The organism is Pseudomonas azotoformans (assembly GCF_900103345.1).
Classification (GTDB): domain Bacteria; phylum Pseudomonadota; class Gammaproteobacteria; order Pseudomonadales; family Pseudomonadaceae; genus Aquipseudomonas; species Aquipseudomonas azotoformans.
Genome location: NZ_LT629702.1, coordinates 2,737,272 through 2,759,491, shown reverse-complemented (window position 1 = coordinate 2,759,491; position 22,220 = coordinate 2,737,272). Strand labels below are relative to the sequence as shown.

The following is a 22,220-nucleotide window of genomic DNA, read 5'->3' as shown; positions in this document are numbered from 1 at the left end:
ACAAGCCTCGGGTGATGGATCCCGGCGATCCTACTGCGCCGGGACCGCAGTTGCCAGTCTCAGGACTTGTTGCCCACCAGGCTATCCACCGACGGCACTCGCGTGTCGCTCTCCATCTGCGTCTCGTGCTCGATCTGGTGACTGAACCTGTCCAGGGAACCCTGTGCCGGCTGTGCATCGCTGGCGAACACGGGCGGGCTGAGAATGTAGGCGCCCAATAGACGACTCAGCGCCGCCAGGCTGTCGATATGCGTGCGCTCGTAGCCGTGGGTCGCATCGCACCCAAACGCCAGCAACGCGGTGCGGATATCGTGGCCGGCGGTGACAGCCGAGTGTGCGTCACTGAAGTAGTAGCGGAACAGGTCGCGGCGCACCGGCAATTCGTGGTCGGACGCCAGGCGCAGCAAATGCCGCGACAGGTGATAGTCATACGGCCCGCCGGAATCCTGCATCGCCACGCTCACCGCATGCTCGCTGGAGTGCTGGCCGGGGGCGACCGGGGCGATATCGATGCCGACGAACTCACTGACGTCCCAGGGCAGCGCGGCCGCTGCGCCACTGCCGGTTTCCTCGGTGATGGTGAACAGTGGATGGCAGTCGATCAGCAACGGCTCGCCACTGTCGACGATGGCCTTGAGTGCGGCCAGCAGCGCGGCGACGCCGGCTTTGTCGTCCAGATGTCGGGCGCTGATGTGCCCGCTCTCGGTGAATTCCGGTAGTGGGTCGAAGGCGACATAGTCACCGATGCCAATCCCCAGGGAGTCGCAGTCGGCCCGGGTCGCGCAGTAGGCGTCCAGACGCAATTCCACGTGGTCCCAGCTCACCGGCATTTCATCCACGGCGGTATTGAACGCGTGCCCGGAGGCCATCAACGGCAGCACGCTGCCACGGATCACGCCGTTATCGGTAAACAGGCTGACGCGGCTGCCTTCGGCAAAGCGGCTCGACCAGCAGCCTACCGGCGCCAGGCTCAGGCGGCCGTTGTCCTTGATGGCGCGCACGGCGGCGCCAATGGTGTCCAAGTGCGCTGAAACCGCGCGGTCGGGGCTGTTTTTCTGGCCCTTGAGGGTGGCGCGGATGGTACCGCGGCGGGTCATCTCAAAGGGGATGCCCAGCTCTTCCAGGCGCTCGGCGACGTAGCGCACGATGGTGTCGGTAAACCCGGTGGGGCTGGGGATGGCGAGCATTTCCAGCAGCACTTTTTGCAGGTAGTTCAGATCCGGTTCGGGGATGGTTCGGCTCATAAAGACTCCTGATGAGGTGTGGCGAACAGCCGTGTTGTGGCTAGCTGGCTTTTTGTGGTGAGCGGGCTTGTTGTGGCGAGCGGGTTTTCTGTGGTGAGCGGGCTTGCCCCGCGTTGGGCTGCGAAGCAGCCCCAAAACCTGCCAATGAGCTTTGACTGAAGGAGCGCGGCGCCTGGATTGGGGCTGCTGCGCAGCCCAACGCGGGGCAAGCCCGCTCGCCACAACAGGCCCTCTAGCCACACTAGCCCGCTAGCCACAGGGTTATTGAGTGGCCGGCTGGCTATGAGGAAACAGTAAATCCACAAACTTTTCTGCGGTTGGTTGCGGTTCATGATTGGCCAGGCCGGCCCGTTCGTTGGCTTCGATAAACACGTACTCGGGTTGGTCGGCGGCGGGCACCATCAGGTCCAGGCCCACCATGGGAATGTCCAGGGCGCGGGCGGCGCGCACGGCGGCGTCCACCAGCGTGGGGTGCAGGATGGCGGTGACGTCTTCCAGGCAGCCGCCGGTGTGCAGGTTGGCGGTGCGGCGCACGGCCAGGACCTGGCCACGAGGCAGGATGCTGCTGTAGTCGTAGCCGGCCGCTTTCAAGGTGCGTTCAGTTTCGCCATCCAGGGGGATTTTGCTTTCACCATCGGTGGCGGCCTGGCGACGGCGGCTCTGGGCTTCGATCAATGCGCCAATGGAGTGATGGCCGTCACCGGTCACCTCCGCCGGGCGGCGGATCGCGGCGGCCACCACCTCGAAGCCGATCACCAGGATGCGCAGGTCCAAGCCTTGGTGGAAACTCTCCAGCAACACACGGCTGTCGAATTGCCGCGCCGCTTCAATGGCTTGCTGCACCTCCTCGATACTCTGCAAATCCACCGCCACGCCCTGGCCTTGCTCGCCATCCAGCGGCTTGACGACGATGCGCTGGTGCTCATCGAGGAACTCCAGGTTGTCATCCGCGCTGCCCGCCAGTTGCTGCGCCGGCAGTTTCAATCCGGCGGCCTTCAGCACCTTGTGCGTCAGGCTTTTGTCCTGGCACAAGGTCATGCTGATGGCACTGGTCAGGTCGCTCAACGACTCACGGCAACGCACTCGGCGCCCGCCATGGCTCAATGTGAACAGACCGGCATCGGCGTCATCCACCTGCACATCGATGCCACGTCGGTGGGCCTCTTCGACAATTATCCGTGCGTACGGATTAAACCCAGCCTGTGGGCCAGGGCCGAGGAACAACGGCTGGTTGATCCCATTCTTGCGTTTGATGGCAAAGGTGGTCAGCGCGCGGAAACCGAGCTTGGCGTAAAGGTTCTTGGCCTGGCGGTTATCGTGCAGCACCGACAGGTCCAGGTAGCTCAGGCCACGGCTCATGAAGTGCTCCACCAGATGGCGCACCAGCACTTCGCCCACGCCGGGGCGCGTGCATTGCGGGTCGACTGCCAGGCACCACAGGCTGCAACCGTTTTCCGGGTCATGAAATGCCTTCTGGTGATTCAGGCCCATGACGCTGCCGATCACCGCGCCGCTGTCTTCGTCTTCTGCCAGCCAGTACACCGGGCCGCCTTGATGGCGCGGCGTGAGGCGTTCGGCGTCGACCGGCAACATGCCGCGCCCCTGGTACAGCTGATTCACCGCCAGCCAATCGGCCTCGGTCTGCACCCGTCGAATGCGGAAGCCGCGGAACACCCGGGTGGCTGGACGATAGTCGGTGAACCACAGGCGCAAGGTGTCGGACGGGTCGAGGAACAACTGCTGCGGGTCGATCCCCAGGATCTGTTGCGGCGCCGCCACATACAGGGCGATGTCGCGTTCGCCTGGCTGTTCATTCAACAGTTCCTGCGCCAGGGTCGCGGGGTCTGGAAAGGTATGCCCGATCAGCAACCGGCCCCAGCCGCAATGCACGGCAATCGGTTCGGCGCCCAGTGGGCTGCCATCTTCCGCCAGGCGCGCCTGCAGGCGCTCGTAGGTCGGCGCCTGGCCCTTGAGCAAGCGTTGGCTATAGGCCGCTGCGAGAGGTTTCATCAATCAGATTCCTTGTTCGCTGAGCCACAGGTTCAGCGCTGCCAGTTGCCACAGCTTTGAGCCACGCAACGGCGTCAATTGGCCTTGCGGGTCGGTCAACAAGCGGTCCAGCGCGGCGGGGTTGAACAGGCCGCGATCCTGGCTCGGGTCGAGCAGCAGTTCGCGTACCCAGTTCAAGGTATCGCCCTGCAAATGCTTGAGGCCCGGCACGGGGAAGTAGCCTTTCTTGCGGTCGATGACTTCGCTCGGGATGACCCGGCGCGCCGCTTCCTTGAGCACTTGCTTGCCGCCGTCGGGCAGCTTGAACTTACCCGGCACGCGGGCCGAGAGCTCGACCAAGCGGTAGTCGAGAAACGGCGTGCGCGCTTCCAGGCCCCAGGCCATGGTCATGTTGTCGACACGTTTGACCGGGTCGTCCACCAGCATCACCGTGCTGTCCAGACGCAGGGCCTTGTCCACCGCCGCATCGGCGCCGGGCATGGCGAAATGCTCGCGCACGAAATCACCGGCAGCGTCGTTGGCGGTCAGCCATTTGGGCGCGACAGTAGCGGCATAGTCTTCATAGCTGCGGTCAAAAAATGCATCGCGATAGGCCGCATAGGGGTCGGCAGCACCGTCCACCTGCGGGTACCAGTGGTAACCGGCGAACAACTCATCGGCGCCCTGGCCGCTTTGCACCACCTTGCAATGCTTTGCCACTTCCCGTGACAGCAGGTAGAAAGCAATACAGTCATGGCTGACCATCGGCTCGCTCATGGCGCGGAAGGCCGCCGGCAGTTGCTCGATGATCTCGCTTTCGGCGATGCGCAATTGGTGGTGGCGCGTGCCGTAGTGCTTGGCGATCAGGTCCGAGTACTGGAACTCGTTGCCGGCTTCGCCACCGGCGTCTTCAAAGCCGATGGAGAAGGTCGACAAATCCTGTACGCCGACTTCACGCAGCAGGCCGACGAGCATGCTCGAATCGACACCACCGGAGAGCAACACCCCCACATCCACCGCAGCACGTTGACGGATGGCCACGGCTTCGCGGGTGCTGTCGAGCACGCGGTCGGTCCAGTCTTCCAGGCTCAGATTTTTTTCATCTTCATGCGGGCCGTAGGGCAGGGTCCACCAAGTCTTCTGTTCAGTCTTGCCGCTGGCATCGATGCGCATCCAGCTCGCCGGTGGCAGTTTTTCAATGCCCGCCAGCAGGGTGCGTGGCGCCGGTACCACGGCGTGGAAATTCAAGTAGTGGTTCAAGGCAACCGGATCGAGGATCGGGTTGATATCGCCACCCTTGAGCAGCGCCGGCAAAGCCGAGGCAAAGCGCAGGCGCTGACCGGTGCGCGACAGGTACAACGGCTTCACGCCGAGGCGGTCGCGGGCGATGAACAGGCGCTGGGCATCGCGTTCCCAGATCGCGAAGGCAAACATGCCGTTGAGCTTGGGCAGCAGTGCCTCGCCCCAGGCGTGATACCCCTTGAGCAGCACCTCTGTGTCGCCGCCGGAAAAGAAGGCGTAGCCCAGGGCTTCCAGCTCTTCTCGCAATTCCGGAAAGTTATAGATCGCACCATTGAAGGCCAGGCTCAGGCCCAGGTGCGAATCGACCATCGGTTGGGCTGAACCGTCCGACAGGTCCATGATTTTCAGGCGCCGATGGCCCAGGGCTATCGGCCCCTGGGCATGAAAACCCCACGCGTCAGGGCCACGCGGGGCCAGGTGATGGGTGATGCGTTCAATCGCTGCCAGGTCGGCAGGTTGGGCATCGAAACGTAATTCTCCAGCTAATCCGCACATAAATTCCTTACCGGTTTTTCCGTTGGGGAGCATAAAACTCAATACGCCCGACAGGGCGCGTACCCAGAAACTGACACGGGGCTATTCGTGGAGTTTTAGATCAATCGGTTATAAGCGGATGAAGGTGGTTGCAGGGCGGTATACAGATACCCGGATGCGGTCCGGTCCAGGCTTATCGTTTGGCGTCATGTTCAGCTGGCTGAGGAAACATGCCGATGACGCAAAAACGCGATTTGAGTGAGGTCGCCGCAGGGGCGACTCAAGATGAACTGGACAGGGCATTGCTCGACATGACCGCCGACCTGGACAAGGCGCAGGTTTTGCGCACAACCGTGCCGCACTGGTTGGTTGAGGCCGACGCTTCGACACTCACAGCCCTTGAACAGACGCATATCGACAGCAAGGTGATTCGTGAGAATGTCCGTTACCTGTTGAGCCGCCTGGAACCGCTGGATCAGTATTGCGCAGAGCGCTTGACCAATTTTCTGCGGGCCAAAGGGGTGGAGTCGCCGGATGTCAGGCAAGACCTGCTGGAGTTGCCCCGGCGCAAGCTCACTGGAGTGAGCCCGGACCTGGGCGGCGGCTTGCTCCAGACCGTTACCTATACCAAACAAAGCCTGCTGCATGCGGCGATGCAGAATTTCTCTGCAGAGCGCGCTGAGCCCGGGGGCATGTCCGTCGCAGCTGTAGTGCGCTCCGCGGCCACCAGGCAGCCGATGGTGGGGATGACGGTGCCTGAATTTGTCGGTTATTGCCGGGAGCTGGACCTGGGGGCGCTCTATCAAAAGCACATCGAAGAGGTCTTCGACCTGCCCGACCCGAAAAGCAAAGAGGAAGTCAGCTCCTACAACCAGGTTGCCGTCAGTATTGGCCTGGGCAAACTCATGGACATGCGCATGGATTTGCATATTGCCTTGTGCAAGGGGCATATCGAAGCCGGGACCTACGCGCGGTTGCTCAAGCTGATCGGTTTCGACCGTCCGGCCAGTGAGCTCAAGAGCAAGCTGCCGGGCAACGGTCTGAGTACGTGGCAAGGTGTGAACATCGATGACACCTGTGTGTGGAGTGTATTGGTATTTTCCGACAGCGCACCGGGCAGCCTGCATACCGGCCCCTTTATTGTCTACATGCCGAACGAGCCCTCCAGGCCCTGGTACGAGTATCCGACGCTGGAAGACTTCAAGGTGTACTTGTCCTTGAAGCTGCAAATCAAGAGCTACCGGACGTTTTTCGAAGGGTACCTGGATGAGTCCAACCGCCTGGATTTTTTCGAATCGTTCGACAGGACGCGCAAGGTTGGCCAGCTGCGTGCCTTACCCGTCACGACCAGCCTGACCGGGTTCTTCTTCCAGGCATTTGTCGGCAAGATTCAGTTGGACGCGCTGGTGCTGGCGGTACCCAAGGCCCAGGTCGACCAGCAAGCCAGTGAAGAGCGCATGCAGCGCTATCTGGACCTGGGGCTGGACCTGCTGAATGTGGCGTCGTTGGTGGTGCCGGTGTTGGGTCAGTTGATGCTCGGGGTAGCCGTCGGACAGCTGTTGGGTGAAGTGTTCGAGGCCGTCGAGGACTGGCAGCACGATGAGCATACCGAGGCCCTCAAGCATCTGCTGAATGTGGCTGAAAATATCGCGGCCATGGCGTTGTTCGTGGCGGGCGGGCGGGTAGTGGGGACGTTGAAGCGCACCCTGACAACGTCTGCGCAGTTCTTCGAGAAGTTCGAAGCCGTCAACACTGCCGATCAGGGCCAGAAACTCTGGCGACCAAGGCTCAATGCCTATCGACAGCCTGAGCCGGTCGCACGCCAGGCCGTGGCCAGTTCTCGAGGGGTGTACCAAGTCAACGGCCGCTCCTACATCCGCATGGGGGGAAACCACTATTCGGTTGCGTTCGATACCCGATTGCAGAAGTGGCGGGTCATCCATCCACAGCGTCCGCAGGCTTATCGCCCGCCGCTGGAGCACAACTTCCGTGGTGGCTGGCAGCATGTCTACGAGCGCCCCTTGCAGTGGGTAGACCCCGTCTACAGCCTCAGGCGACTGGATCCAAGCCTTGAAGAGTTGCCGGCTGAGCCGTTGTCGAACCTGGCAACCCTCACAGGAATGACCCTGCCACACCTGCAGGCATTGGGCAGTGCCTACGAGCCGTTACCCGAGCGTTTTCATGACGCAGTGCTGCGCTATAAGCAAAACGACAGGGTCCATGAACTGATGGAGTACCTGGAGCGTGGTGAACGTCCCGATGCGAGTACCGCACGCGCGCAATTGTTTGCGTTGCCGCTGGTGCCAGGCTGGCCCCAGGGGCGTTTTTTCGAGGTGCTGGACGAGGAGGGCGAGCTGCTGGAAAGGCATCCGGAAACAGCACCTTTCGATTATGAGGACCTGAGCATCCATATCACCCGCAAGGAGTTGAGGGAGGGGCGAGTCATGGAGACTCTGCTGGAGCACTTGAGCGACGAGGAACGTAGCGACCTGTTGGGCAAGGGCGTGGCGGAAGACGACATGCGCAGCACACTGGAGCGTCGTCTGCTGGACACGCTGCGCAGCCGGCATCAAGCCGTGTTCGATCATTTGTACACCTATTACGCCGGTGTTGCCCTGAACGAATTGGTGCCGTTGTGCGAGCGCTTCAAACAACTGCCGCCCCGTGTGGCGTGGGAGCTGTACTCACAGGCCACATTATGGGAGCGCCGGTATTTGCGCACCACCGGCCAGGTACCGCTGGTGCTTGCCCAGCGGGCACGCGAGGCGGTGGACCTGTTGGAGCAGGACCGCGCATTGATGGGCCTGTACTGGCCGGAACTGGCGGGGGACGGCACCCGACGCGTGGCCGTCGGTATGCTGCAGCGAATGCCCGGCTGGCCCCGAGACTTGGCGTTGCAGGTGCGCAGGCAAACCCTGGGCGGGGAGGTGCTGGCCGAGGCGGGCGCGTCAACAGCCGCAACGCAGAGGACCCTGGTCAGTACGCCCCAGGGGTATCAGGCATTCGATCAAAAAGGCAAAGCCCTCGGGCCGGTCGCGACAGGCGCGGACGGCTTGTACACGGCGCTTTTCGATAGCCTGCTGCCACGCCAGCGCATTGCATTGAAGCTTCAGGCCGAAAACGAGGCGGCCGACCTGCGCGGCCGCCTGCGTGCTACCACGGTGCATGAGCGTGACAGGGTCGCCCGTTACCTGTGGCCGGAACGCGGGCTGCTGGACGAAGAGCCGCTGATCTGTACCCAGGCGGCGCGCGCCGAGGCAGAGCATTTCCCGGCGGCGTTGGTGCGTAAAGTCAACAAGCTCTATCCCTTGCTCAGTCCGTCGCAGGTCAACGATTTCCTGCGCGATGCGGGCCATGATCACCTGTCGCGTGCCAAGGCGGTTCAGGCACGCGAGCAGGAGTTTGAAGCGCTGCACATGGCACTCAAACGCTGGCGTGCCGAGAAGTCTGTCAATATCGTGCAGGCCGACCCCCTGTGGGACTATCGATTGAGCCGCCACCAGGCGGCGAAGAGCATCGAAAAGTGCTGGCGACGGATGTCGACCCTGCCCGATGAGCACGCCCGCCAGGTTCCTGGGCTGTTGCTCGATGATATGGTCATCGGCCCTCTGCCGACATTGCCCGCACAGGTGCGCTTCGATCACGTCGAGCATTTGTCACTGCGCCGTTTGAACCTGACTGACGATGTGGCGTATTTCCTCAGCCACTTCAAGGGGCTGCGCACCCTTGAACTAGGCGAAAACCAGATGACCCGGCTACCTGAAGCCCTGTCGCACATGCCGGGCCTGGAGCGGTTGTACCTGAGCAACAACAAACTCCAGCTCACCGAATACACCCGTGCCAAGCTGGCCGACCTGACGCGCCTGAAGGTGTTGAACCTGACGGATAACCCGCTGCTGGACCCGCCGGATATCAGCCGGATGTTCGCGCTGCGCAGCCTGGTGTTGCGCAATTGCCGGCTCAAGGAACTGCCCAAGGACCTGTGGCGCCTGCCTTATCTTGAACACATCGATTTGCGCGCCAATGACATCAGCGTGCTGCCGGAGTGGCTATTGCGCGTGCCGCGAAACTTTGCCCAGGGTGTCAACTTGCGGCACAACCCGTTATCGGTTCAAAGCCAACTGGCCTTGAAAAACTACCGTCAGGCGTTCGGTCCGGGGATGGGGTTCCTGGAAGACGACATTGCCCGTTTGAACGAGCAGAGCGCGCGGGAATTGTGGCTGGCGGACGAACGGCTGGCGGGCTATGCGGCGAAGAAACTCACGTGGACGGGGCTCAAGGACGATCGCCGGTCGGATGCCCTGTTCAAGCTGCTCGCGGAACTGGGCGGTACCAAAGACGCCGAGTTCGTGCGTGAGGATCTGCAGCGCCGCGTCTGGCGGGTGCTGGAGGCTGCCGCGATGAACAGCGAACTGCGTGATGAAGTATTCGAACGGGCCGCCACGCCGATCAATTGTGACGATGCCGCCGCCGTCAACTTCAGCAGCCTGGAAGTCCTGGTGGAAATCAGCGATGCCAAGGCCCTCATTCAGGGGCGTGCTCTGACGCCCAAGCCGCTGTTGAAACTGGGTCGTGGCCTGTTTCGCCTGGAGCAGTTGGAGGCGATTGCGCGCCGTCACAGTGGCCTGCATCCTGCCGCCGATCCATTGGAGGTCAGCCTGGCGTTCCGCACAGGCCTGGTCGGCGAATTCTATTTGCCCGGCCAGCCTCGGCACATGCGCTATTCGCGGCTGGGGGAGGTCACTCAGTTGGCGCTGGATGAAGCCAAGGCCGAAGTCACGCTGGCCGAGCTGTCCCCCGAGCTGATGACGTATCTCAAGAAGCTGCCGTTCTGGACCGACTACCTCAAGCGTGCCCAGGCGGCTCGCTTCGAGGCCTTGAACACGCCCTATGATGAGCGCCTCAATGACATCTTCGAACAAAGCCTGGTACTGAGCGATGCCGATTACCGCAGTCGCATGCACACCGTCCTCAGTGAACGGGAGCAGGCTGAAAGCGTGCTGATCGAGCGCTTGACCGAGGACGCCATCAGGACCGAAGGGCTGGGCCCCGTGTGTGAGGCCCCGGCCGGTTGATCATTCGGCCTTGCCGGTGGTGGTGCGGATCAGCGCCCGCACGCCGAAGCGGTTGGGGTGGCAGGCGTCAGCCACCGCGCGCGACACCGGCAGCGGCTCGTTGTCCAGCCAGGCGGCGAGTAGCTCCGCACTCAGCGGGGCGGTGATCAGCCCCCTTGAGCCGTGGCCGCTGTTGACGTACAGCCCGTTCAGCCACGGGCAGGCGGCACCTGGCACTTGCCGGGCGTCCTTGCGCAGGGCGGCGTAGGCCTGGTCGAACGCCTGGCGGTCAGCCAATGGCCCGACAATCGGCAGGTAGTCCGGGCTGGTGCAGCGGAACGCAGCGCGGCCTTCCAGGGCTTCCGGCGCCAGGCTGTCGGCGCCCAGGCGCTGGGCCAGGTCTTCGGAAATGCCCTGGAGCAGCTCCAGGTTCCCGGTATGTTCAGCGGCAGTGGGCGTAAGGTCATCGCTCTTGAAGTCGAAACTGGCGCCCAGGGTGTGCTCGCCCAGGCGTGGCGGGGCGACGTAGCCTTCGGCGCACACCACCGTGGCCAGGGCCTGGCTGTCGGCGGTCTGCGGCAAACGGGTGATCTGCCCGCGAATGCGCTTGAGGGGCAGGTTGGCGAAGCGCTGGACTTCAGCGGCGCCGGCCAGGATCGCCACGCTGGCGCTGGCGAGCAGGCGCTCACCGTCCCAGGCTTGCCACTGACCGTCGACGTGCCGCAGGTCGAGCACATCATGGTGGGGCAGCAGGGTCACGCCCGGCTGGTGTGCTTGCCATTCGCACAATGCCGGTGGGTGCACCCAGCCGCCTTCGGGGAAAAACAACCCACCGTGCGCCAGTGCGATACCGGCGCGGGCCTGGGCCTGGTCGCGGTCGAGCAGGTGCAGCAAGTCCGGCGCGAAGGCAGCGGCCAGTTGCGCCTGGCGCTGGGCCTCCTTGGCATCGAAGGCCAGCTGCAGCACGCCGCAACCGTCCCAGTCGACGCCGCGATGCAGGTGCTCCAGCACCCGGCGGGTGTAGCCGAACCCCGCCACGATCAACTGCGAGAGGGCCGTGCCGTGGGCTGACAGTTTCAGGTACAGCACGCCCTGGGGGTTGCCGGAGGCTTCCCGGGCCGCGCCGGCACGGCGCTCCAGCAGACTGACTTGCCAGCCCCTGGCTGCCAGGCTGGCCGCTGTCGCGCAGCCCGCCAGGCCGGCGCCGATCACCAGTGCGTGACGCTCACCCGTAATGGCGGGCGGCCTGGCGAACCACGGCTTGGCAGCGGCCGGTACCGGTGTGTCGGCCGGCCAACCGAGAAACTCCCCACGCAGGATCTCCCACTTGTGGCCAATGCCCGGCGTACGTTTCATCTTGAACCCGGCGGCGTTGATCAACCGACGCACCCAGCCGGTGCTGGTAAAGGTGCTGATGGTCGAGCCTGGCGCCGCCAGGCGTGCCAGCTCGGCAAACAGCTCGGCGGTCCACATTTCCGGGTTTTTCGCCGGGGCGAAGCCGTCCAGGAACCAGGCGTCGATCTGCGCATCCAGTTGCGGCAGTTGTTCCAGGGCGTCACCGACCAGCAGGGTCAGGCTCACGCGGCCGTTATCCAGCACCAGGCGCTGGAAGCCCTGATGGATGGCAATGTATTGCGCCAGCAGTTGTTCGGCGAAGGGGTGCAGTTCGGGCCAGAGCAGCAGGGCGCGTCGCAGGTCGGCATGGCTCAGCGGATACTTTTCCACGCTGACGAAATGCAGGCGCGCACCGGCTACCGCGTGTTGTTCGAACAGTTGCCAGGCGCAGAGGAAATTCAACCCCGTGCCGAACCCGGTCTCACCGATCACCAGCCGCCCACCGGCGGGCAGCGCGGCGAAGCGTTCCTGCAAACGGTTCTGTTCGAGGAACACATAGCGGGTTTCCTCAAGGCCGGACTTATCGGAAAAATACACGTCGTCAAAGATTCGCGAGTGCGGGCGACCTTGGTCATCCCAGTCGAGCTGGGCGTGGGTGATGGGGTTCATGGGCGGCTCGGTAAAGACAAGGCCGCCATTCTAGCCGATCAACCGGCATTGAATTGACCCACGGCAAGCGCCGGTGGAATTTCCTCCCGCGTGTTGTTGCCCAATCCGCTAGTCTTGAGCCATCTTGAAACGGAGCTGCCCATGTTCGAATCCGCCGAAATCGGTCACGCCATCGACAAAGACACCTTTGAGGCTGAAGTGCCTGCATTGCGCGAAGCCTTGCTTGAGGTGCAGTACGAGTTGCAGCAGCAGAAGCGCTTCCCGGTGATTATCCTGATCAACGGTATCGAAGGCGCCGGCAAGGGCGAGACGGTCAAGCTGCTCAATGAATGGATGGACCCGCGCCTGATCGAGGTGCGCACCTTTGACCAGCAGACCGACGAAGAACTGGCGCGCCCGCCGGCCTGGCGCTATTGGCGCCAACTTCCTGCCAAAGGCCGCATGGGCATCTTCTTTGGCAACTGGTACAGCCAGATGCTGCAAAGCCGGGTGCATGGGCAGATCAAGGACGCCCGCCTGGACCAGGCCATCGCCGGCGCCGAACGCCTGGAAAAGATGCTCTGCGATGAAGGCGCGCTGATCTTCAAGTTCTGGTTCCACCTCTCCAAAAAACAGATGAAAGCGCGGCTCAAGGCCCTGGCCGACGACCCCCTGCACAGTTGGCGCATCAGCCCGCTGGACTGGCAGCAATCGGAGACCTACGACAAATTCGTGCACTTCGGTGAGCGTGTGTTGCGCCGCACCAGCCGCGACTATGCGCCGTGGCATGTGATCGAAGGCGTGGACAGCAACTACCGCAGCCTCACCGTGGGCAAACTCCTGCTCGAAGGCCTGCAGAATGCGCTCAAGCTGCCCAAGGGCAAGGCCAGCGGCATGAACCCGGCGCCGTTGATCGCCTCGGTGGACAAGAAGAGCCTGCTGGACAGCCTCGACCTGTCCCAGCGCCTGGACAAGGACGATTACGAAGAACAGCTGATCACCGAACAGGCGCGTTTCTCCGGGCTGATGCGCGACAAGCGTATGCGCAAGCACGCCTTGATCACGGTATTTGAAGGCAATGATGCGGCGGGCAAGGGCGGCGCGATCCGCCGGGTGGCAGCGGCGTTGGACCCGCGTCAGTACCACATCGTGCCGATTGCCGCGCCCAGTGAAGACGAGCGCGCCCAGCCTTATTTGTGGCGGTTCTGGCAGAAGATCCCGGCACGCGGCATGTTCACCGTGTTCGACCGCTCCTGGTATGGCCGCGTGCTGGTAGAACGCATCGAAGGCTTCTGCACCCCGGCCGACTGGATGCGCGCCTATGGCGAGATCAATGACTTCGAAGAACAATTGCGCGATGCCGGTGTGATCGTGGTCAAGTTCTGGCTGGCCATCGACAAGGACACGCAACTGGAGCGCTTCCAGGCCCGCGAGGAAATCCCCTTCAAGCGCTTCAAGATCACCGAAGACGACTGGCGCAACCGCGACAAATGGGACGACTACCGCGCGGCGGTAGGCGATATGGTCGATCGCACCAGCACCGAGGTATCGCCCTGGACCCTGGTGGAGGCCAATGACAAGCGCTGGGCGCGGGTCAAGGTGTTGCGCACGATCAACCTGGCGCTGGAAGAAGCGTTCGCAAAGACCGACAAGCACGACAAAAAGAAAAAGAAATAATGATGCAGCTCGTTGTGGCGAGCGGGCTTGTTTTGGCAAGCAGGCCTGTTGTGGCAAGCAGGCTTGTTGTGGTGAGCGGGCTTGCCCCGCGTTGGGCTGCGAAGCAGCCCTAAAACCTGCCAACTCAGTCGTGCCTGAAGAACCGCGGTGCCTGATTCGGGGCCGCTTCGCGCCCCAACGCAGGGCAAGCCTGCTCACCACAACAAGCCTGCTCACCACAACAGGCCGACTCGCCACAACAAGCCGAACCATCACAACAAGCCTGCTCGCCACAGTGAACCGGGCCGCCATGGTTTTGTATCTATGGGGTGAATGATCGTCGCGGCTGCGCAGAGCGGGATCTATGCTCGATCCAACAACCACAAGATCGAGGTAGCCCATGCGTGAAGTAGTGATCGTCGACAGCGTGCGAACCGGCCTGGCCAAGTCCTTTCGCGGCAAGTTCAACCAGACCCGCCCGGATGACATGGCGGCCCATTGCGTCAACGCGCTGCTCGCCCGCAACGGCATCGACCCGGCGACCGTGGAGGATTGCATCGTCGGCGCCGGCTCCAACGAGGGCGCCCAGGGCTACAACATCGGGCGCAATGTGGCGGTGCTCTCGCAACTGGGCACTGGCGTGGCCGGCATGACCCTCAACCGTTTCTGCTCGTCGGGCTTGCAGGCGATTGCCATTGCGGCCAACCAGATTGCGTCGGGTTGCAGCGATATCATCGTTGCCGGCGGCGTCGAATCGATCAGCCTGACCATGAAAAGCGTCAACACCGACAACCTGATCAACCCGCTGCTCAAAGAACAGGTGCCGGGTATCTATTTCCCCATGGGACAGACCGCCGAGATCGTCGCGCGTCGCTACAACGTCAGCCGCGAAGAACAGGATCTGTACGCCCTGCAAAGCCAGCAGCGCACCGCCCAGGCTCAGGCCGACGGCCTGTTCAACGATGAAATCGTGCCGATGGCGGTCAAGTACAAGGTCGAGGACAAGCACACGGGTGAAGTGCAGATCCTTGACGGCGTGGTCGACCGTGACGACTGCAACCGCCCGGACACCACCCTGGCCAGTCTGCAAGGTTTGAAGCCGGTGTTTGCCGATGACGGCTCGGTGACGGCGGGCAACTCGTCGCAGCTCTCCGACGGTGCCTCGATGACCCTGGTGATGAGCCTGGAGAAAGCCCTGGCACTGGGGCTTAAGCCCAAGGCGTTTTTTCGTGGCTTTACCGTGGCCGGCTGCGAGCCGGACGAGATGGGCATCGGCCCGGTGTTTTCGGTGCCCAAGTTGCTCAAGGCCAAGGGTTTGCAGGTGGCGGACATCGACCTGTGGGAACTGAACGAAGCCTTTGCCTCCCAGTGCCTGTATGCGCGTAATCGCCTGGAAATCGACAATGCCAAGTACAACGTCAACGGCGGCTCGATCTCCATCGGGCATCCGTTCGGCATGACCGGCTCGCGGCAGGTGGGGCACCTTGTGCGTGAGTTGCAGCGGCGCAACCTGCGTTACGGCATCGTCACCATGTGCGTGGGCGGCGGCATGGGGGCCACCGGGTTGTTCGAAGTGGTGCGCTGATCGGCAAAGTAAGTGTTCGCTACACAAAGTGCATCGGGTGCCCCTAGAATGCGGCTCCACTTCCTCTGGCTCTGGGGCACTCATGCACATATCTTCCGGCCGCTGGGTCTATGGTTTTCTCCTGACCCTGCTGGCCGCGCTGCTCTGGGGCATTCTGCCGATCAAACTCAAACAGGTGTTGCAGGTGATGGACCCGATCACCGTGACCTGGTTTCGCCTGACCGTGGCTGGCGGCTGCCTGTTTGTCTACCTGGCGCTGACCAGACGCTTGCCCAACCTCAAGGTTTTGGGCCACAAGGGCGGCTGGCTGGTGGGGATGGCGGTGTGCGGCCTGGTAGGCAACTATGTGTTGTATCTGGTGGGCCTGAAAATGCTCAGCCCCGGCACCGCGCAACTGGTGGTCCAGATCGGCCCGATCCTGTTGATGATCGCCAGTGTGTTCATCTTCAAGGAACGCTTCAGCCTGGGCCAAGGTGTGGGTCTGGTGGTGCTGATCATCGGTTTTGCGTTGTTCTTCAATCAGCGGCTGATGGAGTTGCTGACGTCACTGGGTACCTACACTGCCGGCGTGCTGACGGTCCTGCTCGCCACGAGCATCTGGGTGTTGTATGCACTGGGCCAGAAGCAATTGCTGACGGTGTGGAATTCGTTGCAGGTGATGATGGTGATCTACCTGTCCTGCGCCGTGCTGCTCACGCCTTGGGCGCATCCGCTTGAGGCATTCGACCTGAGCCCGTTGCAAGGCTGGCTGTTGCTGGCGTGCTGCATGAATACCCTGGTGGCCTACGGCGCCTTTGCCGAAGCGCTGGCCCACTGGGAGGCTTCGCGGGTCAGTGCGACCCTGGCGCTCACGCCTTTGGTGACGTTTGTAGCGGTGGCCTTGGCGGCCTGGCTGTGGCCCGAGTATGTGCAGGCCGAAGAGATCAACGCCCTGGGCTATGCCGGGGCGTTGGTGGTGGTGCTGGGGTCGGCAACCGTTGCGTTGGCGCCGTCGCTGCTCGCCGGGCTCAAGGCCCGGCGGTTGCGCATGGCATCCTAGGCTAGGCGCCTAGCATGTCTTCGGGGCGAACCCACCGGTCGAACTCTTCGTCAGTGAGGTAGCCCAGTTCCAGCGCGGCCTCCCGCAGCGTCAACCCTTCGGCGTAGGCCTTCTTGGCGATCTCTGCGGACTTGTCATAGCCGATGTGCGGGTTGAGCGCGGTGACCAGCATCAAGCCGCGTTCCAGGTGCTCGGCCATCTGCACCGGGTCGGGCTCAAGACCCGCCACGCAGTGTTCCTGGAAGTTGTTGCAGCCGTCGGCCAGCAGGCGGATCGACTCCAGCAGGTTGTGGATGATCACCGGCTTGTACACATTCAACTGCAAGTGGCCCTGGCTGGCGGCAATGCCGATGGTCACGTCATTGCCCAGCACCTGGCAGGCCAGCATCGACAGTGCTTCGCACTGGGTCGGGTTGACCTTGCCCGGCATGATCGAGCTGCCCGGCTCGTTGGCCGGCAATTTCACCTCGGCCAGCCCGGTGCGCGGGCCGGAGCCCAGCAGGCGCAGGTCGTTGGCGATTTTCATCAGGGCCACGGCCAGGGTTTTCAGCGCGCCGTGCAGCGTTACCAGCGGCTCGTGGCCGGAAAGAGCGGCGAATTTGTTCGGCGCGGTGACGAACGGCAAGCCCGACAGCGCCGCCAGCTCCGAGGCAATCGCCTCGCCGAAGCCGTGGGGCGCATTGAGCCCGGTGCCCACCGCGGTGCCGCCCTGGGCCAGTTCGCACGCGGCGGGCAGGGCGGCGCGGATCGCACGTTCGGCGTAGTCGAGTTGAGCGATGAATGCCGACAGTTCCTGGCCGAAGGTGATCGGCGTGGCATCCATCATGTGGGTACGACCGGTCTTCACCAGCTTCATATGTTTGGCGGCTTGCTCCGCCAGCCCGCCGGACAGGGTGGCAATCGCCGGCAGCAACCGTTGATTCACCGCCTGCACGGCGGCGATGCTCATGGCCGTGGGGAAGCAGTCGTTGGAGCTCTGGGAACGGTTGACGTGATCGTTGGGGTGCACCGGGCTCTTGCCGCCGCGCTTATTGCCCGCCAGTTCGTTGGCGCGACCGGCGATCACTTCGTTGGCGTTCATGTTGCTCTGGGTGCCGCTGCCGGTCTGCCACACCACCAGGGGGAACTGGTCGTCGTGCTGGCCGGCCAGCACTTCGTCGGCGGCCTGTTCGATCAGGCGGGCGATATCGGCAGGCAGGTCGCCATTGCGGTCGTTGACCCGTGCCGCCGCCTTCTTGACCAGGGCCAGGGCGTGCAATACCGCGAGGGGCATGCGCTGCTCGCCGATGGCGAAGTTCACCAGCGAACGTTGGGTCTGGGCGCCCCAGTAAGCGTCATCCGGGACGTGGACTTCTCCCAGGCTGTCGGTTTCGATACGGCTCATCGGGCACACTCCTTCAGGTTCGTTTGCGCAGTTTAGGCTGTGATGAGCCTTGGGGGTTCCCCTGAAAGACTTTTCATCGGGCAATCCTTGTCCGACAAGGCCCGGGGTTGAGCCCCAAGGTTTTTTAGGCGCAGAATGGGCGCCCTTGGGGTCTTACCTCGCCTGCTAGAAAAGGAAACTCGATGACTCGTCTTCGTGCCATCTGTACCGCGGTTGCTCTGGTTTGCGCCAGCGGCCAGGTTCTTGCCGATACCGCCAGCCACAACGCCAGTGCCGAAGCCTTCCTTACCCTGGCCCATGCCGACAAGCTGGGTACCCCGGTGTACATGCAAGTGCAGCAAATGTTCGCCCAGCGTTTCGAACAGACCAAGGCGCCTGCCGCCAAGCAGTCCGTACTCGACAGCTACCAGGCCAAGGCCAACGCCGCCCTCGACCAGGCCATCGGCTGGCCGAAGCTGAAACCGGACATGGTCAAGCTCTACACCACCAACTTCAGCGAATCCGAACTCAAGGACCTGGTTGCCTTCTACCAGTCGCCACTGGGCAAGAAAGTCCTGGAAAAAATGCCGCAACTGACCCAGCAATCGGCTCAGATGACCCAGGCCAAGCTGGAAAGCGCCGTACCGGTGGTGAACAAGCTGTTGGAAGACATGACCAACGAGCTGACACCTAAAGCCGCCGCACCGGCCAAGAAGAAGTAAGCAGGAATGACCATGCAACAGCGTATCGAAACGGCGCTTGCCGCCCTGGGCACCGACCACTTGAGCGTGCTGGATGAAAGCCACATGCACAGCCGTGGGTTGCAGACCCACTTCAAGGCCGTGCTGGTCAGCCCGCAGTTCGAGGGGCTCAACCGCGTCAAGCGCCACCAGAAGGTCTACGCCACCCTGGGTGACCTGATGAGCGAGTTTCATGCGCTGGCGCTGCATACCTACACGCCTGAAGAATGGGCGAAAATCGACGCAGCCCCGGCCTCGCCGACCTGCGCCGGCGGACATGATTGATGATCGGGTGTCTCTGACACCGGGCATTTGTTAGAATCCGCAACGCGCCGCCTAGCCGGCGCGTTTTTTTTGCATCCGGTTCACCCCTTACGAGGGTAGCCACCTGGAGAGAACACCCATGACTCAACCGATTGTCGTGGCGGCACTGTATAAGTTCGTCACCCTCGAAGATTACGTCGCCCTGCGCGAGCCACTGCTGCAGGCGATGGTCGACAACGGCATCAAAGGCACCTTGCTGATCGCCGAAGAAGGCATCAACGGCACCGTTTCCGGCAGCCGCGAAGGCATTGATGGCTTGATGGCCTGGCTGAAGAACGACCCGCGCATGGTCGACATCGACCACAAAGAATCCTACTGCGACGACCAGCCGTTCTACCGCACCAAGGTCAAGCTCAAGAAAGAGATCGTGACCCTGGGCGTCGAAGGCGTCGACCCGAACAAAAAAGTCGGCACCTACGTCGACCCACAAGACTGGAACGCGCTGATCAGCGACCCGGAAGTGCTGTTGATCGACACCCGCAACGACTACGAAGTGTCGATCGGCACCTTTGAAGGCGCAATCGACCCGAAAACCACCAGTTTTCGCGAATTTCCCGACTACATCAAAGCCAACTTCGACCCGGCCAAGCACAAGAAGGTCGCCATGTTCTGCACCGGCGGCATTCGGTGCGAGAAGGCCTCGAGCTACATGCTCAGCGAGGGTTTCGATGAGGTCTACCACCTCAAGGGCGGCATCCTGAAGTACCTCGAAGAGGTGCCGCAGGCAGAAACCAAATGGCAGGGTGACTGCTTTGTTTTCGATAATCGCGTCACCGTGCGCCACGACCTGAGCGAAGGCGACTACGATCAATGTCATGCCTGCCGCACCCCCGTGAGTGTTGAGGACCGCGCCTCCGAGCATTATGTGGCGGGTATCAGCTGCCCACATTGCTGGGATAAGCTGCCGGAGAAGACCCGCCGCAGTGCGATTGACCGCCAGAAGCAGATCGAGCTGGCCAAGGCCCGTAACATGCCGCACCCGATTGGCTTCAATTACAAGCAAACTCCTTCCGAGGCCTGAGCCATGTCCGCGCGCCTGCTCTATGTAATGGACCCGATGTGTTCCTGGTGCTGGGGCTTTGCCCCGGTGGCCGAAGCGTTGGTGGAGCAGGCCCAGGCCGCCGGCGTGGAACTGCATCTGGTGGTGGGCGGCTTGCGCACCGGCAGCGGTGCGGCGCTGGAGCCGACCACGCGGCGGTACATCCTGGAGCACTGGCAGGCGGTGACCGACGCCACCGGCCAGCCGTTCAAGCGTGACGGCGCACTGCCCGACGGTTTTGTGTATGACACCGAGCCGGCGTGCCGCGCCATCGTCACGGCACGCAGCCTGGCGCCGGATTGCGCGTGGAAGCTGCTGGGGCTGATCCAGCGCGCGTTTTATGTCGAGGGTCGCGATGTGACCCTCGCCAGCGTGCTGGTGGAACTGGCCGAGCAGGCAGGCATCCCGCGCATCGAGTTTGCCGGCGAATTCGACCGCGCCGAGCAGCACGCCGCCACAGCGGCCGATTTTACCTGGGTGCAGGACCTGGGTATCGCCGGTTTCCCCACGCTGCTGGCCGAGCGCAATGGCCAGTTGGCGTTGCTGACCAACGGTTACCAGCCGCTGTCCGAGCTATCACCGCTACTGGGTCGATGGCTGGAGCGAGCCACCTGTGCATGAGCAACCTCAACGCACTGACCGCCTGACCTGGGCGGAAATTCGCCGCCTGGCCCTGCGCCACAAGAAATCCCTGTGGATCGCCAATGGTGTCGCCGTGCTGGCGACCCTGTGCAGCGTGCCCATCCCTCTGCTGTTGCCGTTACTGGTGGATGAAGTGCTGCTGGGCCGTGGCGATGCCGCGCTCAAGGTGATGAACCACGCCTTGCCCCTGGGCTGGCAGAAGGCTGCCGGCTATATCGGCCTGATGTTGCTGGTGACGCTGTTCCTGCGCTGCGGCGCGCTGGTGTTCAACGTGGTACAGGCGCGGTTGTTTGCGCGGTTGGCCAAGGACATCGTGTACCGCATCCGCGTGCGCCTGATCGAGCGGCTCAAGCGCATTTCCCTCGGCGAATACGAAAGCCTGGGCAGTGGCACGGTTACCACCCACCTGGTCACCGACCTGGATACCCTGGATAAATTCGTCGGCGAAACCCTCAGCCGCTTTCTGGTGGCGATGCTCACGCTGGTGGGCACGTCGGCGATCCTGGTGTGGATGCATTGGCAACTGGCGCTGCTGATCCTGCTGTTCAACCCGCTGGTGATCTACGCCACGGTGCAGTTGGGCAAACGCGTCAAACACCTGAAGAAGCTGGAAAACGACAGCACTTCGCGGTTTACCCAGGCACTCACCGAAACTCTGGACGCCATCCAGGAAGTGCGCGCCGGCAACCGCCAGGGCTTCTTCCTCGGGCGCCTCGGCCAGCGGGCCCAGGAAGTGCGCGACTACGCGATCCACTCCCAGTGGAAAACCGATGCTTCCAGCCGCGCCAGCGGGTTGCTGTTTCAGTTCGGCATCGACATCTTCCGTGCGGCGGCCATGCTCACGGTGCTGTTTTCCGACCTGTCCATCGGCCAGATGCTCGCGGTGTTCAGTTACCTGTGGTTCATGATCGGCCCGGTGGAGCAATTGCTGAACCTGCAATATGCCTACTATGCGGCGGGCGGGGCGCTGACGCGGATCAACGAGCTGCTGGCGCGGGCCGATGAGCCGCAATATGCGGGCGGCGAAGACCCGTTCACCGGGCGCGAAACCGTCGGCATCGAAGTGCGTGGCCTGAGTTTCGGCTACGGCGAAGACCTGGTGCTCGACCAGTTGAACCTGGCCATTGCACCGGGGGAAAAGGTCGCGATCGTCGGCGCCAGCGGCGGTGGCAAAAGCACCCTGGTGCAACTGTTGCTGGGCCTGTACACGCCCCAGGCCGGGACTATCCGCTTTGGCGGTGCCACCCAGCAGGACATCGGCCTGGAGACCATCCGCGAGCACGTCGCCGTGGTGCTGCAACATCCCGCGCTGTTCAACGACACTGTGCGCGCAAACCTGACCATGGGCCGCGAGCGCAGTGACCAGGCCTGCTGGCAGGCACTGGAAATCGCCCAACTGGATGCGACCGTCAAGGCGTTGCCCATGGGCCTGGACAGTGTGGTGGGGCGTTCCGGGGTGCGGTTTTCCGGCGGCCAGCGTCAGCGCCTGGCGATTGCGCGCATGGTGTTGGCCGAACCGAAAGTGGTGATCCTCGACGAAGCGACTTCCGCCCTGGACGCCGCCACCGAGTACAACCTGCACCAGGCGCTGGCGCGCTTCCTCAGCGGCCGTACTACACTGATCATCGCCCACCGCCTGTCGGCGGTTAAGCAGGCAGATCGAGTCTTAGTGTTCGACGGCGGTCACATTGCAGAGGATGGCGACCATCAGCAATTGATTGCTGACGGTGGTTTGTACGCCAAACTCTACGGGCACTTGCAACAAGTACGTTGATTTAGCCTAGGC

14 protein-coding genes are annotated in these 22,220 nt (G+C 62.8%); 9 read left to right on the top strand and 5 right to left on the bottom strand.

What is annotated here, in order from left to right; all coding sequences use genetic code 11:
• Positions 1–59: 59 nt before the first annotated feature.
• From BLR69_RS12205 to BLR69_RS12195, 3 genes are all read right to left on the bottom strand, one after another.
• Positions 60–1,244: an osmoprotectant NAGGN system M42 family peptidase gene (locus tag BLR69_RS12205; protein ID WP_015885092.1), complete on the bottom strand. Its 1,185-nt coding sequence runs from the start codon at positions 1,242–1,244 to the stop codon at positions 60–62.
• A gap of 261 nt (positions 1,245–1,505) precedes the next feature.
• Complete coding sequence (gene ngg / locus BLR69_RS12200) at positions 1,506–3,254, bottom strand: N-acetylglutaminylglutamine synthetase (protein WP_071492769.1); 1,749 nt, start codon at positions 3,252–3,254, stop codon at positions 1,506–1,508.
• Between the two features lie 3 nt (positions 3,255–3,257).
• Positions 3,258–5,030: an N-acetylglutaminylglutamine amidotransferase gene (locus BLR69_RS12195; protein ID WP_071492770.1), complete on the bottom strand. Its 1,773-nt coding sequence runs from the start codon at positions 5,028–5,030 to the stop codon at positions 3,258–3,260.
• Between the two features lie 215 nt (positions 5,031–5,245).
• Between BLR69_RS12195 and BLR69_RS12190 the strand changes: the two genes are divergently transcribed.
• Positions 5,246–10,084 (top strand): NEL-type E3 ubiquitin ligase domain-containing protein, encoded by a 4,839-nt coding sequence (locus tag BLR69_RS12190; RefSeq protein ID WP_083365803.1) that lies wholly within the window; start codon positions 5,246–5,248, stop codon positions 10,082–10,084.
• Here BLR69_RS12190 and mnmC read toward each other — a convergent pair whose 3' ends face one another.
• Positions 10,085–12,067, bottom strand: a complete 1,983-nt coding sequence (mnmC, locus tag BLR69_RS12185) for a bifunctional tRNA (5-methylaminomethyl-2-thiouridine)(34)-methyltransferase MnmD/FAD-dependent 5-carboxymethylaminomethyl-2-thiouridine(34) oxidoreductase MnmC (RefSeq protein ID WP_071492771.1) — start codon at positions 12,065–12,067, stop codon at positions 10,085–10,087.
• 141 nt (positions 12,068–12,208) lie between these two features.
• On the opposite strand from mnmC, the gene pap reads away from it, so the two are divergent.
• From pap to BLR69_RS12170, 3 genes are all read left to right on the top strand, one after another.
• A complete protein-coding gene (gene pap / locus BLR69_RS12180; RefSeq protein ID WP_071492772.1) occupies positions 12,209–13,723 on the top strand; it encodes a polyphosphate:AMP phosphotransferase in 1,515 nt (504 codons plus the stop codon).
• 379 nt (positions 13,724–14,102) lie between these two features.
• A complete protein-coding gene (locus BLR69_RS12175) occupies positions 14,103–15,287 on the top strand; it encodes a thiolase family protein (RefSeq protein ID WP_071492773.1) in 1,185 nt (394 codons plus the stop codon).
• 82 nt (positions 15,288–15,369) lie between these two features.
• A complete protein-coding gene (locus BLR69_RS12170) occupies positions 15,370–16,326 on the top strand; it encodes a DMT family transporter (RefSeq protein WP_071492774.1) in 957 nt (318 codons plus the stop codon).
• A gap of 1 nt (position 16,327) precedes the next feature.
• Here BLR69_RS12170 and BLR69_RS12165 read toward each other — a convergent pair whose 3' ends face one another.
• The gene (locus BLR69_RS12165) at positions 16,328–17,710 is read right to left on the bottom strand and encodes a class II fumarate hydratase (RefSeq protein WP_071492775.1); all 1,383 of its coding nucleotides are present in this window, start codon (positions 17,708–17,710) and stop codon (positions 16,328–16,330) included.
• 182 nt (positions 17,711–17,892) lie between these two features.
• Here BLR69_RS12165 and BLR69_RS12160 point away from each other — a divergent pair, with 182 nt between their 5' ends.
• The 5 genes from BLR69_RS12160 to BLR69_RS12140 all read left to right on the top strand — a co-directional run bounded on the left by BLR69_RS12160 (position 17,893) and on the right by BLR69_RS12140 (position 22,208).
• Positions 17,893–18,411 carry a DUF2059 domain-containing protein gene (locus tag BLR69_RS12160; RefSeq protein ID WP_058424992.1) on the top strand — a complete coding sequence of 173 codons (519 nt, stop codon included), beginning with the start codon at positions 17,893–17,895 and terminating at the stop codon, positions 18,409–18,411.
• 6 nt (positions 18,412–18,417) lie between these two features.
• Positions 18,418–18,714 carry a BolA family protein gene (locus BLR69_RS12155; protein ID WP_038847405.1) on the top strand — a complete coding sequence of 99 codons (297 nt, stop codon included), beginning with the start codon at positions 18,418–18,420 and terminating at the stop codon, positions 18,712–18,714.
• A 118-nt stretch (positions 18,715–18,832) separates the two neighbouring features.
• A complete protein-coding gene (trhO, locus tag BLR69_RS12150; RefSeq protein ID WP_033900937.1) occupies positions 18,833–19,774 on the top strand; it encodes an oxygen-dependent tRNA uridine(34) hydroxylase TrhO in 942 nt (313 codons plus the stop codon).
• A 36-nt stretch (positions 19,775–19,810) separates the two neighbouring features.
• Positions 19,811–20,413 carry a DsbA family protein gene (locus BLR69_RS12145; protein ID WP_172832155.1) on the top strand — a complete coding sequence of 201 codons (603 nt, stop codon included), beginning with the start codon at positions 19,811–19,813 and terminating at the stop codon, positions 20,411–20,413.
• Entirely contained in the window at positions 20,406–22,208 is a 1,803-nt protein-coding gene (locus BLR69_RS12140) for an ABC transporter ATP-binding protein (RefSeq protein ID WP_071492777.1), read from the top strand. Before BLR69_RS12145 ends, BLR69_RS12140 begins: the two co-directional genes overlap by 8 nt.
• Positions 22,209–22,220: the final 12 nt, after the last annotated feature.

Excerpts from the sequence above, each read along its gene's own strand:
- BLR69_RS12205 (WP_015885092.1), bottom strand. The coding sequence starts at position 1,244 with ATGAGCCGAACCATCCCCGAACCGGATCTGAACTACCTGCAAAAAGTG.
- ngg (WP_071492769.1), bottom strand. The coding sequence starts at position 3,254 with ATGAAACCTCTCGCAGCGGCCTATAGCCAACGCTTGCTCAAGGGCCAG.
- BLR69_RS12195 (WP_071492770.1), bottom strand. The coding sequence starts at position 5,030 with ATGTGCGGATTAGCTGGAGAATTACGTTTCGATGCCCAACCTGCCGAC.
- BLR69_RS12190 (WP_083365803.1), top strand. The coding sequence starts at position 5,246 with ATGACGCAAAAACGCGATTTGAGTGAGGTCGCCGCAGGGGCGACTCAA.
- mnmC (WP_071492771.1), bottom strand. The coding sequence starts at position 12,067 with ATGAACCCCATCACCCACGCCCAGCTCGACTGGGATGACCAAGGTCGC.
- pap (WP_071492772.1), top strand. The coding sequence starts at position 12,209 with ATGTTCGAATCCGCCGAAATCGGTCACGCCATCGACAAAGACACCTTT.
- BLR69_RS12175 (WP_071492773.1), top strand. The coding sequence starts at position 14,103 with ATGCGTGAAGTAGTGATCGTCGACAGCGTGCGAACCGGCCTGGCCAAG.
- BLR69_RS12170 (WP_071492774.1), top strand. The coding sequence starts at position 15,370 with ATGCACATATCTTCCGGCCGCTGGGTCTATGGTTTTCTCCTGACCCTG.
- BLR69_RS12165 (WP_071492775.1), bottom strand. The coding sequence starts at position 17,710 with ATGAGCCGTATCGAAACCGACAGCCTGGGAGAAGTCCACGTCCCGGAT.
- BLR69_RS12160 (WP_058424992.1), top strand. The coding sequence starts at position 17,893 with ATGACTCGTCTTCGTGCCATCTGTACCGCGGTTGCTCTGGTTTGCGCC.
- BLR69_RS12155 (WP_038847405.1), top strand. The coding sequence starts at position 18,418 with ATGACCATGCAACAGCGTATCGAAACGGCGCTTGCCGCCCTGGGCACC.
- trhO (WP_033900937.1), top strand. The coding sequence starts at position 18,833 with ATGACTCAACCGATTGTCGTGGCGGCACTGTATAAGTTCGTCACCCTC.
- BLR69_RS12145 (WP_172832155.1), top strand. The coding sequence starts at position 19,811 with ATGTGTTCCTGGTGCTGGGGCTTTGCCCCGGTGGCCGAAGCGTTGGTG.